General features: G+C 67.7%; 16 protein-coding genes and 2 pseudogenes. 8 read left to right on the top strand and 10 right to left on the bottom strand.

The window, feature by feature from the left end:
• Nucleotides 1-636: 636 nt before the first annotated feature.
• Nucleotides 637-1,425, top strand: coding sequence for a DUF4238 domain-containing protein (locus E5671_RS36520; protein WP_336606077.1), 789 nt, complete (start codon nt 637-639; stop codon nt 1,423-1,425).
• A gap of 246 nt (nt 1,426-1,671) precedes the next feature.
• Here E5671_RS36520 and E5671_RS36515 read toward each other — a convergent pair whose 3' ends face one another.
• The 3 genes from E5671_RS36515 to E5671_RS36505 form a co-directional block, all read right to left on the bottom strand.
• Complete coding sequence (locus E5671_RS36515; protein ID WP_160508155.1) at nt 1,672-2,568, bottom strand: aminoglycoside phosphotransferase family protein; 897 nt, start codon at nt 2,566-2,568, stop codon at nt 1,672-1,674.
• A 246-nt stretch (nt 2,569-2,814) separates the two neighbouring features.
• The gene (locus E5671_RS36510; RefSeq protein ID WP_336605954.1) at nt 2,815-3,102 is read right to left on the bottom strand and encodes a SpoIIE family protein phosphatase; all 288 of its coding nucleotides are present in this window, start codon (nt 3,100-3,102) and stop codon (nt 2,815-2,817) included.
• 479 nt (nt 3,103-3,581) lie between these two features.
• On the bottom strand, nt 3,582-3,734 hold the full coding sequence (locus E5671_RS36505; RefSeq protein ID WP_160508153.1) for a hypothetical protein: 153 nt from the start codon (nt 3,732-3,734) through the stop codon (nt 3,582-3,584).
• A gap of 544 nt (nt 3,735-4,278) precedes the next feature.
• Between E5671_RS36505 and E5671_RS36500 the strand changes: the two genes are divergently transcribed.
• Complete coding sequence (locus E5671_RS36500; RefSeq protein WP_160508151.1) at nt 4,279-4,704, top strand: hypothetical protein; 426 nt, start codon at nt 4,279-4,281, stop codon at nt 4,702-4,704.
• Between the two features lie 728 nt (nt 4,705-5,432).
• Here E5671_RS36500 and E5671_RS36495 read toward each other — a convergent pair.
• The 3 genes and pseudogenes from E5671_RS36495 to E5671_RS36480 all read right to left on the bottom strand — a co-directional run bounded on the left by E5671_RS36495 (nt 5,433) and on the right by E5671_RS36480 (nt 7,410).
• The gene (locus tag E5671_RS36495) at nt 5,433-5,636 is read right to left on the bottom strand and encodes a cold-shock protein (protein WP_160508150.1); all 204 of its coding nucleotides are present in this window, start codon (nt 5,634-5,636) and stop codon (nt 5,433-5,435) included.
• Between the two features lie 645 nt (nt 5,637-6,281).
• Nucleotides 6,282-6,739 (bottom strand): annotated as a pseudogene (locus tag E5671_RS36485) (DinB family protein).
• Between the two features lie 170 nt (nt 6,740-6,909).
• Nucleotides 6,910-7,410 (bottom strand): MarR family winged helix-turn-helix transcriptional regulator, encoded by a 501-nt coding sequence (locus E5671_RS36480; RefSeq protein ID WP_160508148.1) that lies wholly within the window; start codon nt 7,408-7,410, stop codon nt 6,910-6,912.
• 68 nt (nt 7,411-7,478) lie between these two features.
• Between E5671_RS36480 and E5671_RS36475 the strand changes: the two genes are divergently transcribed.
• A complete protein-coding gene (locus E5671_RS36475) occupies nt 7,479-7,868 on the top strand; it encodes a nuclear transport factor 2 family protein (protein WP_160508146.1) in 390 nt (129 codons plus the stop codon).
• 28 nt (nt 7,869-7,896) lie between these two features.
• Here the strand turns inward: E5671_RS36475 and E5671_RS47145 are convergent, their stop codons facing one another.
• The 4 genes and pseudogenes from E5671_RS47145 to E5671_RS36460 all read right to left on the bottom strand — a co-directional run bounded on the left by E5671_RS47145 (nt 7,897) and on the right by E5671_RS36460 (nt 11,126).
• Nucleotides 7,897-8,298: a TetR-like C-terminal domain-containing protein gene (locus tag E5671_RS47145; protein ID WP_443032808.1), complete on the bottom strand. Its 402-nt coding sequence runs from the start codon at nt 8,296-8,298 to the stop codon at nt 7,897-7,899.
• Nucleotides 8,281-8,439 (bottom strand): annotated as a pseudogene (locus E5671_RS47830) (NF041680 family putative transposase); the annotation flags it as partial. The pseudogene E5671_RS47830 and the gene E5671_RS47145, both read right to left, overlap by 18 nt.
• Nucleotides 8,440-8,515: 76 nt before the next feature.
• Nucleotides 8,516-9,688: an NADH:flavin oxidoreductase gene (locus tag E5671_RS36465; protein ID WP_160508143.1), complete on the bottom strand. Its 1,173-nt coding sequence runs from the start codon at nt 9,686-9,688 to the stop codon at nt 8,516-8,518.
• 88 nt (nt 9,689-9,776) lie between these two features.
• Nucleotides 9,777-11,126 (bottom strand): alkyl sulfatase dimerization domain-containing protein, encoded by a 1,350-nt coding sequence (locus tag E5671_RS36460; protein ID WP_160508141.1) that lies wholly within the window; start codon nt 11,124-11,126, stop codon nt 9,777-9,779.
• An 88-nt stretch (nt 11,127-11,214) separates the two neighbouring features.
• Here E5671_RS36460 and E5671_RS36455 point away from each other — a divergent pair, with 88 nt between their 5' ends.
• From E5671_RS36455 to E5671_RS36435, 5 genes are all read left to right on the top strand, one after another.
• Nucleotides 11,215-11,850, top strand: coding sequence for a TetR family transcriptional regulator (locus E5671_RS36455; RefSeq protein ID WP_160508139.1), 636 nt, complete (start codon nt 11,215-11,217; stop codon nt 11,848-11,850).
• Between the two features lie 30 nt (nt 11,851-11,880).
• Nucleotides 11,881-12,267 (top strand): hypothetical protein, encoded by a 387-nt coding sequence (locus E5671_RS36450; RefSeq protein WP_160508137.1) that lies wholly within the window; start codon nt 11,881-11,883, stop codon nt 12,265-12,267.
• On the top strand, nt 12,260-12,523 hold the full coding sequence (locus E5671_RS36445; RefSeq protein ID WP_160508136.1) for a hypothetical protein: 264 nt from the start codon (nt 12,260-12,262) through the stop codon (nt 12,521-12,523). The genes E5671_RS36450 and E5671_RS36445 overlap by 8 nt, the downstream gene beginning before the upstream one ends.
• A gap of 133 nt (nt 12,524-12,656) precedes the next feature.
• Nucleotides 12,657-14,903: an MMPL family transporter gene (locus tag E5671_RS36440; RefSeq protein WP_160508134.1), complete on the top strand. Its 2,247-nt coding sequence runs from the start codon at nt 12,657-12,659 to the stop codon at nt 14,901-14,903.
• 4 nt (nt 14,904-14,907) lie between these two features.
• Nucleotides 14,908-16,437 (top strand): streptophobe family protein, encoded by a 1,530-nt coding sequence (locus E5671_RS36435; protein ID WP_160508132.1) that lies wholly within the window; start codon nt 14,908-14,910, stop codon nt 16,435-16,437.
• Nucleotides 16,438-16,536: the final 99 nt, after the last annotated feature.

The following is a 16,536-nucleotide window of genomic DNA, read 5'->3' as shown; positions in this document are numbered from 1 at the left end:
TGCTGCCGGTACCGGGCCGCGTCGGACGGTCAGGTTCGTGAGTAGGCCGTGGTGATCGGCAGGCCCCTATCGGGACACGCCCCGCCAGCCCGGCACCGACAACACACCATCCCCGGCCAACAGCCGACACTGTGACACTCGGACACTTTTCGGTCACACTTTTCGGTCAGGCAAGTCATGAGTCAGACCCCCGACCCGGGACACCCACCCGCCCTCCCGCTCCTAGCTCGCCTCTGCTCGGACGCCGCAGAACTTGCGCAATCGCCCTCACTCAACAGCCCACCCCTGATACCGGCCGACCAGAACAGGGAAAAAAACACGGCGTCACGTTCAGAGCACCTCGAACCCATGGAGCGGCCCCTGATAGATCCGCGAGCGCACGAACGACGTACTCGCCGACGAACCGAGCCAGGCGTACATGCAGCCGCACCAAGGAACACTGCGCACAGCTCGACGCTATCGTCACCGAGCTGCCCACCAAGCACGGTCTGGCCTGCGCTTCGACGAGATCGTCTATCGCGAAGACCTCGACAAGCTGCCGCAGTCGACGGTCTCCTGACAGGTCAGCTCGCGAAGGGCTGTACTCGACGTTGGCCCGGAGAACCCGGCGCTCGGCTCTCCGCCGCCCGTCGCTGAATCCCCAACAACCCCAGAAACACCGTTAGCTTTACAGACCCGCTGGAGGGGGAAGCCGCCCACGTGCTCCGAATGGTGGTCGATGAAGACTGCTGGCCGCTACCAGCAGCCGAACGAAAGACGATGACGGACTGGGTCGCTGCACAGTTTTTGCGGGTCCCGGCCAGGAGGCGGGCTGCCAACGAGGTGTTCGACCACCTGACGAAGATCACGTTGGCGATCGAGGGAAAGCAGGGGTTGCGCGAACGGCTCGAATCGGAGTCTGGCGGACCGGTCTGTGACGAAGAGGTCGAGCGGAAGTGGGCCGAGAAGACGGACTTCTCCAGCTACACCGTGAAGCCCCCAGTCGTACACCACCTGGCGAACATGGCTAGCGGCATCCCGGCGGCAGCTGATGTCCTGATGCAGCGCGGTTGGGTTTTGTACCGATTCAAGCGCAAAAGGTTGATCACGTCGGACCACCCCGTGACCCTAATACGTGACCCTCGGAGACCGCCCTGGATAGGCGTGGGCCTGGCAACGGCCGCTGGGGTCGCGATTCCCCTCGCCAGGCAGGTGGTGCTGCTGATGTCGGCTCCCGGAGCTCCGGACCGCACGGGGGCGCCGACTGCGGCACTAGCCCAGGACTTCAATCAGCGGTTCGCGTTCAGTGCGCGATCCGCGGTCTTCCATCATCCGGACGACACGCCTCTGGTCGGGGTGGAGTTGCCCTCTAGACGGACAAGCGAGATGCGGATTAGCCAAGATCCGGAGGACTTCATTCGGCCCGAACCTCTTCGTGACGCGTGAGCTGGCGACCCGGACACGTGAGGGCGACTGCGTTCACTGACACAGCGACTAACTTCGCTGACAACGGACAGGCACCCTGAAGGGCCCGGTGCATGAGGCTCCTGTTCCGTCTCAGTCGATCTGATCCCTGTCTCAAATGATCTGGCCCGATTCACTCGTCGTCTCAGATGATCTGTTCCCGTTCGTGCGGTTGTCGGTGGGGGCGGCAAGCGATCTTCTTTATCACGGCCTATAACCGGGGCGACATCACTCCATCGACTCCAGAATGCGGTCGAGTGTCCGGCGCCCCATTCTGCTCATCGTCGGATTACTTTCGACGTAGTACCAGACAACGCCCATCGCCTGTTGGAACGCCCATGCCTTGCCGCGCTCCCACTCCAGTTCGTCACAGACCAGTATCCGCCGAAGCACTTCCCGCGGGCCTGGCTGCAACAGGTGCCAGGCACTGACCAGATCCAGCGCAGGGTCGGCCGGGCCGAAGCCGCCGGCGTCGAGTACGCCGCTGAGCCGGCCCCCAGTAACCAGTACATTGCCGGGAATCAAGTCACCATGGCTCATCACGTCGACACCCGTGCGTGGCAACTCCCGAAAGAGGCCCCACACTTGGCGCAACCGGGGCACGTCGAGCAGCCCCTTGCTCTCCTCGAAGCACTTCGCCATCCAATCGTCGTGGTGAGCGAGAACGCCGCCACGACCCTCGCCGCTGAAGAGCCGCCCCCGCGTCTCGGCCTCCCGCAGGGCTGCGATGAAGGCCGCAAGGTCCTCGGCAAAAGCATCCGACCCGCTCGGGTCGGCATCAAAGGCGACCGTCCCCGGTAGCCATGTCTGGACCGACCATGGCATGGGGTAACCCGCTCCAGGCTTTCCCAAGGCGACGGGTTCCGGGGCGGGGAATCGAGACACCTGCGCCAGCTCCGCGCTCGCCTGGGCTTCCTGTTCCAGCACCGCCAGAGCCTCGGCAGCATCGGCCAAACGCAGTGGGAAACGCGCCGAGAGGTCGTTCCCGATGCGGAAGATAGCGTTGACCGTCCCGGTCGACGGCAGGAGTTGGATCGCCTTGCCGCTCCACTGAGGGAACTGTTCCTCGATCAGAGTCGCAACGGTTTCGGTGGTCACGTCCACTTGGTCATCGTGCATGGTCATCCTCGCAGGCCCTTCCACTAGTCCAGTTCGAAACGCCGGAAGCAGACCAGATCAACTGAGACGACAGCCAGTATTCATGCGCCAGGGTCCAGATCAACTGAGATTTGCGGCTACCCAGGTGTCTCAACCGTTCTGGTCGCCCCAGGTCACAGCCGCGGCTTCGGACCAGATCACTTGAGACGGGACAGCTCCTGCTCTGTCGCAGCGAAGGATGAGCGTTTCTCATCGAAGGCTGAGCGAGGAGGGTCATTCATTTCCGTCGTGCTGGCGAGCGGCGAGGATCGCGACGGCGTCCTCGTACGCACCGTTCGCCAGCAGGGCCAGGAACGTGTCGAGCATGTCGTCGAGAGGGCAGTCCGCTGGCAGGCTCACCATCTCACGCGCCTGCACCGAGATGTCGATGTCTGTGCCGCGTCGTTCTACCAGGCCGTCGGTGTACAGCAGCAGAGTGGTGCCGCGGTGCATTCGTACGGTGAGCGATTCGTAGCCACCGAGTCCGGTGCCGATGGGCGGGCTGGCCGGGAGCCACAACACCCCGCGCGTCCAGGCTTGCGGGCTCGTCGCCTCTGGGTGCCGCTCAGCTGCCCAGCGCCCAGCAGCAAGGGGCACTTGGTGCGGACGGTGCCGGGCTCGTTGGTGCTGAACTTCCGCCAGCGCAGGACCATCTCCAACCGCTCTGGCGGGACCGAGGCCACGGTCTCCGACGCGTTCCGCGCTGCTGGTGCCCGTTGACCAGCGGCGCGGAAATGCAGCCGTTGGCCGCCAGGACCCGGGACATCTTGAAGAACCCGCGGCGTCGTGCACTGGATGCGGGATGGTCGGCGACCAGGTCCTGCAGCAGTTCCAGGGTCACGTCCTTCAGGTGCGGGCTGCCGGCGCAAGGGGTGGGGGTTGTGGGCTGCTTCCACTTTCTGCAAGATCGATAGTGGCCCCGATGGTAAGTCGGGGCCACTCGGGGCAGTGTGCGTGCCTACTCCGCGCCCCTTCCGCATGCATACAGAGCGGTTCACGCCCTAGCGTTCGCGGCCAAACGAAAACAGCACTTCCAGAACGCGAAGCGCGCGCCCCCTGAGCTCCGGATCGTGGTGTGTTGTTGCCAAGAGGGCAAGCGCACTAACCAACGCGACGAACGACAAAGCGGCTGATACTGCCGGAATCTGCGTCATGCGTAAAGCGAAGCAGGGGCATGTGATCAGTTCAAATCCTCATGGCAAAAATATCGGCCACGGGCCCCATATTTTACGAACTGCGCACGGACCGTGACGGCAGACACCTTTCCGCCTGGCCCTCCAAGGAGGGCGACAACGATATCGCACCAGGTCAAAGGCTTGCCTCGCCTCATCCGAAGCGAGGCTGAATTTGATTCGTTCGCCGTGCGTCTTCCCGTCGAAGACGCACCCGCACCCCGCCCTCGCCCTCGCCCTCGCCCCAGTCGAACCGGTCAAGGCCCAGGCAAGACAGTGGTTTTACACAGAACGAGCGGCCACGAACTCCGTGCTCGTCTTGAGCTGGTGGCGTCCACGGCACAGCACTTGAACGTTGCCTGCCGTGTCCGTCCCGCCGATGGCGACGGTCATGCTGCTACTGCACCGCACAGCGGCGAGAACCCTGCCCTGAACGGGGCTTCTCAGACACCCACTACGGAACTTGAACGGGCGATGTCGTGTGATTACCTGACAGGTGAGGGATGGGTCCGGTAGATCTGTGCGGGTGACTGAGTCCACGCCCAGCGAGCCCACCCCCGAGGACGGCGAGCCCGCCTCCTTCGCCGAGACTGCGAAGACCTGGGTCAAGAAGCACAAGACGAAGATCGGCGTCGTCGGGGCCGCTGTGGGCCTGGCGGTCGTCGGCGTGGCCGCCCGTCTTTCCGAGAGGCAGGCCGCCGAGGACAACGAAGACTACGAGTCGACCTCTGGCTCTGTAGACGCGCGCCAGCCACGCGAGCCCTCTGTCCTTCATGTCGTAATCGATCACCTAAGGACACTCCCGGACGGTCAACACGCCAGCGAGGAGCGCAGGGCGGCGTACAAGGACGCGACTGGTGAAGACCTTCCAACTGGCCAAACCCACGTATCAGGGACTTCCCGTGGCGGCTCCCCGGAAGAGGATGAGGCTCCCCACGGAGCCGCAGCCTGAGCTCCTGAGCGAGAGCCACCGCTGCCTTCGTTCTGCTGCGGCTTTCCCCCCCCCCGTGCAGCATCAAGGTCGACGGCAAAACCGTCGCCGAGTACGCAGGGGGCGAGTCCGCGAAGGGCTGCAAGTACCACCTGAAATAGCGGGGAAGCTAACTCTCCCCGCACCCTCAGGGGACCGCGCCCCGAGCCGGGGGCTGCCCCTTGTCGTAGTTCCGCGGTGCTTCGGAGGCGGGGCCGGGTACCTGATCTACCCAGTGTCCAGATGATCCGTAACCGTAAGAGCGGCCAGGCCGTCAATGCCGTCGTCGTCGGCTGTAGTCCGCCATCCTCGGCGGCGTCCTGATGGTCCGGGAGTTCCCGGCCGAAGGGATGTTCGGTGTCCTAGCAGGACGCATCGGCGACTGGCTGCGTGGGCGTGGCAGTTCGCCGCCGGATGGACGCGGCAACCGGGCGCGTGCTCACCGGACTGGGCGTCACCGTCGCCCGTGAAAACGCCACAACAATCGGCAGGCTCCTGCCTGTTTACGCACTCGACCGCTGTCAAAACCTACGCGAAAGCTGGCGTTCGTTGACGGCAACGATCGCGCGCAAGTGGTCTACGTGCCCGCCGGTGGCAAACCTACGAAAGGCCGTTCACGTGACGGCTCGCCCTCCACCGAGGACAAGCCCCGTGCTGACGCGTGACGCCCGCCTCGGTGAACCGAGGCGGGCGTCACGGAGTTGGACAGCTCAGGCGGGGGTGATGTTCTCCGCCTGCGGGCCCTTCTGGCCCTGGGTGATGTCGAAGTTCACCTTCTGGCCTTCCTGGAGCTCACGGAAGCCGGAGGCGTTGATGTTCGAGTAGTGGGCGAAGACGTCCGGGCCTCCACCGTCCTGTTCGATGAAGCCGAAGCCCTTTTCCGCATTGAACCACTTGACGGTTCCGGTGGCCATGTGTCCTCCAAGGGGACTCGAAGTCGGCTCCCGCACTTTGCAGGGGCCCGAGGTGGTCGTCCTGGTCCTCAGAGACGCTGAACAGCAAGCTGCCCATGAACTCACGTCCATGGGCGGTACTTCGGAACCATGACTGCTGACTTGGACGCTACACGGCCCATGCAGTCGAAGCTACGGACGACGGGAGCGGGATGCCTTCCTGCCAGGCACCTCGGCGGGACACTGGCTTCAACAGCCCTGCAGAAGCCCTCTGACGGCCCGCAAGTCGCCGCACCGAACCCGGCAACACCTGGAAGCACGCCCCAACCCTGTCCGCCACCGTATGCCGTCTACCAGCTGCCACCGTGTCCACATCGGTGGACGGCCCGACTTGATGCCCTTCGGCAACAACGGCTCCAGCCGGACCCACTGGTCGTTCGTCAGATCACCACGCCCCACGAGATGTGATCATCCACGACCAAGATCCACTTTCGCAACAGGCCCTAACGGTGGCTGAACCGGTCTTCCTCCTCGAAGGGGCCATCATGACGGCCGACATCAGTGGCGATCCTGCCCCAGCCCGTCATGCCCGCGCAGCTGTCGCGGCATGGCTCGGGGCGCCGCGGGTCCCTGGCCCCGGAGTCACAACCTCACGACATGCAGTGTTTAGGCGCCCACGGTCCCGTCAATGCCCTCGCGGAGAAAGTCCGCGTGCCCGTTGTGGCGGCCGTACTCAGGAGTACGTGCACCATCACCATCCGCAGTGACACGTTCTCGTCCCATCTCGGCTGATACCCGGCCTGGTCGAGGGACTCGGCTTCCCGCTCGATACGGCGCGAGTTCTTCACCTCGGCTTCCCAGGCTGCGAACGCCTCCTGTCCGGTCGATGCGCTCGCGTCGTACGCCGCCTGGAAGTCGATCCTGTCGGACCAGACCATGGGCGCGTCATGGTTCTCGAACGCTCGACGGAACCAAGCCCGCTCCACCTCTGCCATGTGCCGTACCAGGCCGAGCAGCGAGAGTGTGGAGGGAGGCATCGACTGCCGGCGCAGCTCCTCGTCGGTAAGTCCTTCGCATTTCATGGCGAGCGTCGCGCGGTGGTAGTCGAGGTAGGCCCGCAGCATGTCGCGTTCCCTCCCGAAAATCGGCGGGTCTATGCGGGTGTCGCTGGCCACTGGTTGCGCTCCCTTGTTCGTTCCTGCGTCGGGCGTCTGTGTCTTGCTTTCCGTCGGCCAGCCCTTGATGTGGGCCGTCAGCCTGACTTGTGTCCGGTCTCGCCGCCGGGATGCTCACCTCAGGTGAGGGTGGTGTCGCCGAGTGACTGGAGCAGGGTGCGCAGCGCGTCGGCCAGTCCATCCGCTTGGTCGCGGTCGAGGGCCTGGAGCAGGCGTACCTCGTTGGCGATGTGCAGGGCGAACAGGTCGTCGACGGTCTGGCGGCCGTGTGCGGTGAGCCGGATCCGCACCGTGCGGCGGTCGTTGGCGTCCGGGACCCGTTCGACAAGGTTCTTGGTGACCATGCGGTCGATGCGTTTGGTGACGGCTCCCGAAGTGACCATGGTCGCCCTGACGAGCTGGCCTGGGGTCAGTTCGTAGGGCTCGCCGGACCTCCGGAGCGTGGTCAGGACGTCGGCCTCACTGTTGTCCAGGCCGTACTGGCGGAAGAAGTCCTGGATCTCCGCCTCAAGCAGTCGGGCTAGGCGCTGGATCCGGCCCACCACTCCGATCGGCCAGATGTCCACGTCGGGGCGTTCCCGGCGCCAGGCGTGCATCACTGCGTCGACGGCGTCGCCCATCTCGAACCTCCCTTGCTAGTCTCTTCTAGGTATCTTACTAGGAAGAGATATCGAGGAAGGTGTTGCCCATGTCCAGAAACATGCAGGCGGTCCGGGACGTTTACCAGGCGTTCACCGACGGCGACCTCGACGGGTTCATCGAGTCGCTCGCCCCTGATTTCGTCTCCCGGCAGTCGGACGCAGTCCCATGGCACGGCACCTACCAGGGACACGACGGCGTCCGGGAGATGTTCGGCAAGGTCGCCGAACGTGCCGACGCCACCTACGAACCGTCCCAGTTCATCGAGGGTGACGAGCACATCGTCGTCGTGGGCGACGCCCGGATCACCCCCAGGGGCACCGGCGCGGCAACCACCGTCCGGGAACTGCACATCTGGCGGGTCGCAGACGGCCGGCTGCTCGGCCTGGAGGTCTTCCTCAACGCCCCTGCATCCCTGCTGGCCGCGCTCGAATCCTGAGCATGCTGTCGCTCCCGGCTCTCGCCCGTCACTCCAGCGTGGTGTCGGGCGCAAGGGCCCGCAACGCGTGGTCGACGAGGGTCTCCAGTTCGGCCGGGCTGTGCAAGCCGCCCTGGTGGAGGAGGAGTCGGTAGTAGACCGGGCCGTAGAGGAGTTCCACGGCCAGGCCGAGGTCGGCGTCGGCGTGGAGCTGGCCGGCCTCACGGGCCTTGGCCAGGCGGGCGCGGCCGTCGTCGATGCGCGGCTGGAAGAGCACTTCCTGCATGCCCTGAGCCAGGTCGACGTGGTGGTGGCTGTCCGCGATCAGGCCGATGAGCGCGCGGCCGAAGCGCGGACTGCCGAACAGGCCACGTAGCAGCGCCTCCATCTGGGTCAGCAGGTCGGCCCGCAGGTCACCGGTATCGGGGAAGCTGAGGCTGTCCCGCTCGATGATTGTCTCGGGGCGTCTGGTCGTCTTCCCGACGTCATTGCGGGTCGTGGGGCGACGATTTCTGGGCCCACGGGGCCGGCCTGGTCCGGGTGTTGAGGGTTTCGGTGCACGGACCGGACAGGCCAGGTCCGGGCGGAGGTTCTCTGCCCTCGACTGGTCGACGGGCACCGTATTCAGCGCCCCTGTCCATTAGGAGCGGCAGTCCGGTCGCCGACGGTCACGCCAGGACGCAGCGTGTACCGGAGAAGTTGGTCGGCATGCACTTGTTGCAGTGCACGCACAGCGATCGGGCTGCGCTTTCCTCCCGTACGCGGTTGACGAAGTCCGGCTCGCGCAGCAGCGCGCGGGCCATCGCGACGAACTGGAACCCCTCCGCCATGGCCAGATCCATGGACTCCCGGCCGGTGATGCCGCCGAGGAGGATCAGTGGCAGGTCGAGGGCGGCCCGGAACTGGCGGGCCTCCTCAAGGAGGTACGCGTCACGGTAGGGGTACTCGCGCAGGAAGCGGTGACCGAGCATCCGTACGCCCAGACGCTGCGGCTGCGGCAGCGCGGCCGCGAAGTCCCGTATCGGCGCCCTGCCCTTGAACAGATACATGGGGTTGAGCAGCGAGCTGCCGACGGTCAGCTCAAGGGCGTCGACGGTGCCGTCGGCCTCGATCCAGCGGGCGACCTGCAGTGCCTCGTCCAGCCAGAATCCTCCGCCGACCCCGTCGTCCATGTTGAACTTCGCCAGGATCGCGATCCGGTCACCCACCGCGTCCCGCACCGCGCGCCCCGCCGCGCGGGCCACCTTCGCCCGGTTGTGCAGCGAACCGCCGTACGCGTCCATGCGCTTGTTGATCCGCGGGCTGAGGAAGGAGCTGGCGAAGTAGTTGTGCCCGAGGTGCACCTCGACCGCATCGAACCCGGACTCGACGGCCAGCTCGGCGGCGGTCCCGTGGGCACGCGAGATGCGCTCGACGTCATCCTCGGTGGCGGCGCGCGTCAGTCGCCCGCCCAGCTGGTTGAACCGCCGGCTCGGACCGAGTGCGGCCATCCGGTTCGACCGGGGGTTCGCGACCGGCCCGGCATGGCCGAGCTGCGCCGATACGGCGGCCCCCTCGGCGTGCACGGCGTCGGTGAGTCGCCGCAGGCCGGGGACGGCGGCAGGCCGCATCCAGATCTGGTCGTACTGCGTACGCCCCTCGGGCGCGACGGCGCAGTAGGCGACGGTGGTCATACCCACTCCGCCCGCCGCTACCGCCCGATGGAAATCGATCAGCGCATCGGTGACGAGGGCGCCGTCGCTGCGCCCTTCGAACGTCGCGGCCTTGATGGTGCGGTTGCGGAGCTTCAACGGGCCGATCCGGCCCGGCGACAGCACATCGGGAATCGCCCTGTCTGTCATGCCACCTCCTGAGTTGGGTATGGTCCCTCGACCGCGCGTCATCTCTAGCGGCTCACGCCACCGATTTCCATGGCCGCGGTGTCTCCGCTCAGTGGCCGGATGTCGCACACTGTGCGGCCACGCGCCGGTGCGGTTCTGAGAACGCCAGCTTGCCCATCAGTGACGGCTCGGCCTCCCGGCGCCGCCCGAACACCTCCACGTAACATTCTTGCGCCGCCTCCGACTGCGGCTCGGCGAGGTACGCCCATTCGGCGAGGTGGCAGGCCAACTGCAGGTCGGAGTCGGCGAGTTCGCGGGCGCGGGCGGCCAGCGCCGGCACACCGCCCGCCAGTTGGGCGATCTCATGCGCCTGCGCGGCCACCGGTGCGGGCAGCAGGTTCGCAGCGTGCCCGTCCCACCAGCCGCCGTAACGACGGATCACGTTGCGGCAGATGAACTCCGGCCGGTCGTAGCGCGGTTGCAGGCGCGGGTGGGCGGCCAGGTGCTCGGGGACCGCAAGTGACTGCACGATCTCGTCCGGCCGCAGGCCCGCGTTGAGCCCGTCGAGGGTGTGGCGCACGATGTGCCGGAGGTACGCGGCCATCGTCAGCAGTTCGTCGCGGATCGCCTCGGATCCTCGTACGCATTCACCATGGCCGGTGATCACACAGTCCGCGCCGAGGGCGGCCATCTCCTCGGCAGCGTCCGCCCACTCCTCCGCATACCGCTGGACCTTGCGTGGGTTGCCGGCGTTGGGCAGATAGCCGACGACGAGGTCCCCGGCGGCGATCACCCGGCGCCGCGGTGCCCACACCCACGCGGCGTCGTCGGTCTCGCCCTTGGCGTGCCGCACCACGAACCGCTCGCCTCCGATGCGGAGTTCGAGGCTGTCGCGGAACGTGATGTCCGGGACGACGAAGTCCTCGGCCGCGCTCGGCCAGCTGCGGCCGTTGGCACCGGGGCGCTGTCCGTTGATCGCGGCGTTCAGGCCCGCGGTCTTCGCGTAGCGGGCGTAGTGGGTGAGCAAGTTCTCGTGGGCGACGACACGGGGCCGTTCGCCGGCCTCCAGGAACGACCACAGGCCGAAGGCGTGGTCGATGTGGCCGTGTGTGAACACCACAGTGTGCAGCGGGAGTTCACTGCTCTGTCGCACAGCTTGCAGGAGTGCGGGGCCGTCGCCCGCGCAGCCCGCGTCGACGAGCAGCAGGCCCTCGTCCGTCTCGAACAGGGCGACGTTCGCCATGCCGGGCTGGATCATGAAGGTGCGGGGGGCGATCTCCACGACCTGGGGCGGGTGCGGTGCGGCGACCTCGCGCGCTGCGATGTGCTGGAACTGCGCGTTGCCGATGTTGCCGAAGTTCTGCCGCATCAACGCGTGTGCACCTGGGCCCAGTTGACGGTCCGCCGGGGTGGACGGCTCTTCCGCACGGACAGCCTGCGCGTTGGACGAATCGGTCACGGGAGTCTCCTCGCTGCACGATGTTCGACTAGGCGTTGACCCCGATTAAACCACGCGGTTTAATCGATCCACAGAGAGAAGGAAGACCGTGGAATCATCGACCCGATTGCAGATCCTGCTCACCGCGGAGCGCCTGTTCGCCACTCAAGGAATCGACGCGACCTCCTTGCGGCAGGTCAGCTCCGAAGCGCAGCAGCGCAATACAGCAGCGGCGAAGTACCACTTCCAGAATAAAGTGACACTGGTCAGAACCATCTTCGATCACCGACTCGACGTCATAGACGCCAGGCGCGGCGAGATGCTGAAATCCGCCGAGTCCGGGGACCGTCTCGGCGACCCGAGGGAACTGGTGGAGATCCTGGTCCGCCCTCTGGCCGAGCAGGCGACCCGTGTGAGCAGCTACTACGTCCGCTTCCTGCACCGCGTCTTCGAGTACGTCGGGCGCGATGTCACCGCCCTCCCGGAACTGGGCGGGCTCGAGGAGGCGGTGGCTGTCGGGCGCCTGGTCACCGAACGGCTCCCCGGTCTGGTCCAGCCGCCGCTGCGCCCCCGGATCAGGTGGGCAGGCCAACTGATCATCTCCGCCCTCGCCGACCTGGAGGGATCACACGGGGCCTCCACCGCACCGGAGTTGGACCCCGACTCGTACGTGACGGCGTTGATCGACGCGGTCACCGGCCTGCTCACGGCCGAGACCACCGCCCGGCCCGCCGGCGAACGGTGACGGCCGGGCGTCACAGAAGGGGAATCTCGGATGACGCCGGGATCAGAACCGACCACGACCGGCCTGCGTCTCGCTTATGCCACCGCCGGGCTGCTCATCGGCGGAGCGTGGGCGTACGGCAAGGACATGCCGCTGTGGGAGCACGCGCTGCGTCTGTGCGTGATCGTGGTGGTCGTACCGCCCGCCCTGCACCTCGTACGCAGCCGCCTGCGGCGGCGCTCGGCGGCTCGCCACCTGCCCTTGCGGCAACTGGTCGTCGCCAAGGTCCTGCTCGTGGCGGCCGCGGTGGTGGCGGAACTGCTGCTGGACCCGCTGACCGCGTGGGCCTCGTTCATCACCGCGGCGGCCCTCGCGGCCGTGGTCACCGTCGCAGGACCGACATGGCATCGGAGGCAGAGAAGCCCTGCACATGGATGAGAACCCCGCGAGTCAGTGGATGTCGGCGGCCCAACAGGCCCCGCAGGACGCCAAGTTCTTCTGGACCGGCGGTCCGGTCGAGGTCGCGGCGGACATGTGGTTCGCCTCCCTGGGTTCCGGACACGGCCTTCCCGCCAACGCGCAAGCAGTGGCCGCCCTCTACACCCACCGCGGCACCCAGGAACCCAGCCTGATGGCAACGAACCTCTACAGGTCCGCAGCCGCCGGCGCACTCGCCCACCTGCCTTCCGCATAGGTTCAGAATTCCCGGTCTCCGGCGAGAGGGAACCCCTCTCAGGAAACTCCCAGGAATCACTCCGGAACCGGTCAAGTGGAGATGCAACTCTTGCCCCCGTTCTGTTGATCGGCAATATGACCGGGGTCCGCCTGTGGCTGCTTTCCTCTACAAAACCGGCAAGTTCTCCTACCGATGCAGGTGGTGGGTCACCGTCCTGTGGGCGGGACTGCTCGTGACGGCAGGGCTGCTCGCCTCCCGCGCCGACGCCGCGCCGCCGAACGATTTCTCCGTGCCGGGAACCGAGGCACAGGAAGCCTATGACCTCCTGGAGCAGCGCTTCCCCGAGATAAAGGCGGACGGGGCCACCGCGCGTGTCGTCTTCAAGGCCGACGACGGCAAGGTGACCGCTCCGGACCAGAAGCAGGCCATCGAGGACGCCGTGCGGGCGCTCGGCGAGGCACCGCAGGTGGAGCGGGTGACCGACCCGTTCAAGACGGGCTCCGTCAGCAAGGACGGCACCACCGCCTACGCGCAGGTGTCATACGGTGTAACGGTCACCGAGCTCGCGGACACCTCGCGCGAGGCGCTGACGGACACCGTGGAGGAGATGCGCTCGCCGGGCCTCACGGTCGAGGCCGGCGGCAACGCGGTCTCCGAGAAGGCCGCGGGCGGCCACTCCTCGGAGGCCATCGGACTCGCGGTGGCCGCCGTCGTACTCGTCATCACCTTCGGCGCGCTGATCGCGGCCGGACTGCCGCTGCTCACCGCGCTGCTCGGCGTCGGCATCGCCACCAGCGCGATCAAGGCGCTCGCGGCGCCGCTCGACCTGGGCGGCACCACGTCCGTATTGGCCTCCATGCTGGGCCTGGCCGTCGGCATCGACTACGCGCTGTTCGTCGTCTCCCGCTACCGCGACGAGCTGGCCCGCGGCAGGAGCCGTGAGGACGCCGCCGCCCACGCGGTGGGCACGGCGGGCTCCGCGGTCGTCTTCGCCGGCCTGACCGTGGTGATCGCCCTCGCGGCGCTGCCTGTCGTCGGCATCCCGGTGCTGTCCCAGATGGGTCTCGCCGCGGCCGGAACCGTCGCCCTGGCCGTGCTGATCGCCGTCACGCTGATCCCGGCCCTGCTCGGCATCGCCGGGAAGCGCGTCAAGCCTGCCCGCCCCCGCCGCCGCGAGCGCCGAACCGGCGACGCACCGTCAGGGGCGGAGTCACGTCCCGGCCTGGGCGTGCGCTGGGTCCGGTTCATCACCCGGCGCCCCCTCGCGGTTCTGCTCCTTGGCACCACCGCCCTGATCACCGTCGCGGTGCCCGCCGCCTCGCTCGAACTCGGCCTTCCCGGCGACGAGTCCAAGCCGACGTCCACGACCCAGCGCCGCGCCTATGACCTGCTCGCCGACGGCTTCGGCCCCGGCTTCAACGGCCCCCTGACCGCGGTCGTACGAGCCGACGACGGCGGAGACGCCCAGGCCGCCGCACGCGACGCCGCCACCCGGATCAATGACACGGACGGCGTGGCCACAGTGACGCCGCCACGTTTCAACGACACCAAGGACACCGCCGTACTCACCGTCGTCCCGACCACGGCGCCCGGCAGCGAGGAGACCTCCGACCTCGTCCACACGCTACGCGCGCCCGAGACCGAGGGAGAGGACGCCGAGGTGCTGATCGCGGGCACGACCGCGATGAACATCGATGTCTCGCAGAAGCTCGCCGACGCGCTGCTGCCCTACATCGCGCTCGTCGTGGGCCTTGCGTTCCTGCTGTTGATCGCCGTGTTCCGCTCGATCCTGGTGCCGCTGAAGGCCGCGCTCGGCTTCCTGTTGTCCATCACCGCCGGGCTCGGCGCAGTGGTCGCCGTCTTCCAGTGGGGCTGGCTGGGCGCCCTGTTCGGGGTCGAGGTGCCCGGCCCTGTGATGTCCATCATGCCGATCTTCATGGTCGGCGTCGTGTTCGGTCTGGCCATGGACTACGAGGTCTTCCTGGTGACCCGAATGCGTGAGTCCTACGTTGCCCACCGACAGCCGCTGCGTGCCGTGGTCAGTGGGTTCAGGCACAGCGCCCGGGTCGTGGCGGCCGCCGCGATGATCATGATCGCGGTGTTCGCCGGGTTCATGGGGTCGAACGAGCAGATGGTCAAGACCATCGGGTTCGGCCTGGCGATCGCCGTCCTCTTCGACGCCTTCGTCGTCCGCATGACGCTCGTGCCTGCGGTGCTCGCCCTGCTCGGCCACCGCGCCTGGCGGCTGCCGCGATGGCTGGACCGCTGGGTGCCGCACGTCGATGTGGAGGGTGAGAACCTCCAGACGTCCGAGCCGGCACGGGCCGAGGCGGCACCGACCGACACGGGGCGGCCGGACAGCGTCGAGGTACCCGCCGAGCCGTTCGAGGTGCGCTGACGCCATGAGCCGTACAACCACGACACGGTCGGCCCGGTCCACGGCACGAACCGAGCCTGCCCCGGCACCCGGCAGCAGGCAGGACAGGACGGGAGGGGAACAGGCCCCGCTCAGGCCCAGCGGGGGTGCCCCGCGCCACGCGGCCGAAGGAGGGGCGGCCGCCGTCGCCGCGCTCGCGGCCATGGCAGTCGCCGGATACCTGGCGCTGCGCGCCCTCGGCGGCGACGGCAGCGCACCGCTGACCCAACTCGTCCCGGCCGTCATCAGCCTCGCCCTCGGCGGGAAGATCGACCTGACCGCCGACGTCGCGCCGAAGGCCGGTGCCGGCGGAGGCATGCTCGACATGCTCGGTGGCGGTGGCGGTCTCAGCCTCGGTGTCGCCGGTCAGGTGTGGGCCATGCCGCTGATGCTCAGCTTCCTGGGAGCGGCCGTCCTGGGCTGGTGCTTCTTCCGGCCGCTGCGCCGTCGCAGGCGTCCGGCACCGGCGCTGCTGATCGCCCGCACCGGCGGGGCGCTCGGTGTCACCGCCGTCATCGCGCCCGTAATGGCGTCCCTGGCACGCGGCTCGCTCAGTCTTCCCCAGAGCGTCTCGGAGAAACTCGGCAAGGGCGGCGGCTCGGGCGGCGGACTGGGCAAGCTGACGGGCGGCGAAGGAATCCCCTCCGTCGACTTCACCACGGACATCGTCCTGACCGGGTTTCTCGCGGTGCTCGAAGTGGCGCTCGTCATCGGCCTCGGCTGTGTGGCAGCCCGCCGTACATCGCTGCCGGGCCCCGTCGCGCTCAGCCGGGCACGCCTCAAGTGGAACCCGGTCACCTCCACCCTGACCGGCATCTTCACCACCCTGTGCACGCTCGCCCTGTTCCTCGCACTGCTCGCAGGAGCTGCCGCGGCGACCGGCCGCGATCAGGCGGCGAAGGCCGCGGGTGCGCTGCTCCTGGCCGCCCCGAACCTGATCTCAGGGGTCCTCACCTCCGGCCTGGGCGCCTCCTGGCAGGCCGGTATGGAGCGCCGGCAGCCTGAGGGCGGCGGCATGATGGGCGGTATGGGCGGAGGTGCCGGCGGCCTCGGTGCAGCGGCCGGCTCCGGTGCCGGCGCAGGGGCCAAGCAGGTCGACGTGAGCGGCAGGGCGGTGGCGGGCCTCCCGCTGTGGCTGATCGGCCTGACGCTCCTGGTGTGCCTGCTCGTGTACGCGGGTTACCGCACCGCCGCCCGCACCCCCGCGCGCACGGCCCGCGAAGAAACCGACGCTCTGTTGGGCCGCCACCTGGAGATCGCGCTGCGCGCCGGTGTGGCTGTGGGCCTCTGCGTCGTGGTCCTTGGCCTGGTCTCTCAGGTCTCGGTGGGTATCGGCTTCTCCCTCATGGGCAACGAGATGGGCGGGATGGACGCCGGGCTCGACGGATCGGTACGGCTCCCGGCGCTCACCGGCTTCGTCCTGGCCGGCCTGACCTGCTACGCGGGCAGTCGCCTCCACACGGTACGGGCCGGTGGGCAGCGGCAGGTGCGTCCGCGACCACGCACAGGTTCGTGAGGTTTCCTCGGAGCCGAGTTCCCGTCCGCGTGACGGACACCAGGACATGACATGTGCCGGGGAGCCGGCTCGGCCGATCGGCGTCACCGATCGGCCGGA

This window comes from Streptomyces sp. BA2, from assembly GCF_009769735.1.
Classification (GTDB): Bacteria; Actinomycetota; Actinomycetes; order Streptomycetales; family Streptomycetaceae; genus Streptomyces.
This window is presented reverse-complemented; position numbering and strand designations above follow the sequence as displayed.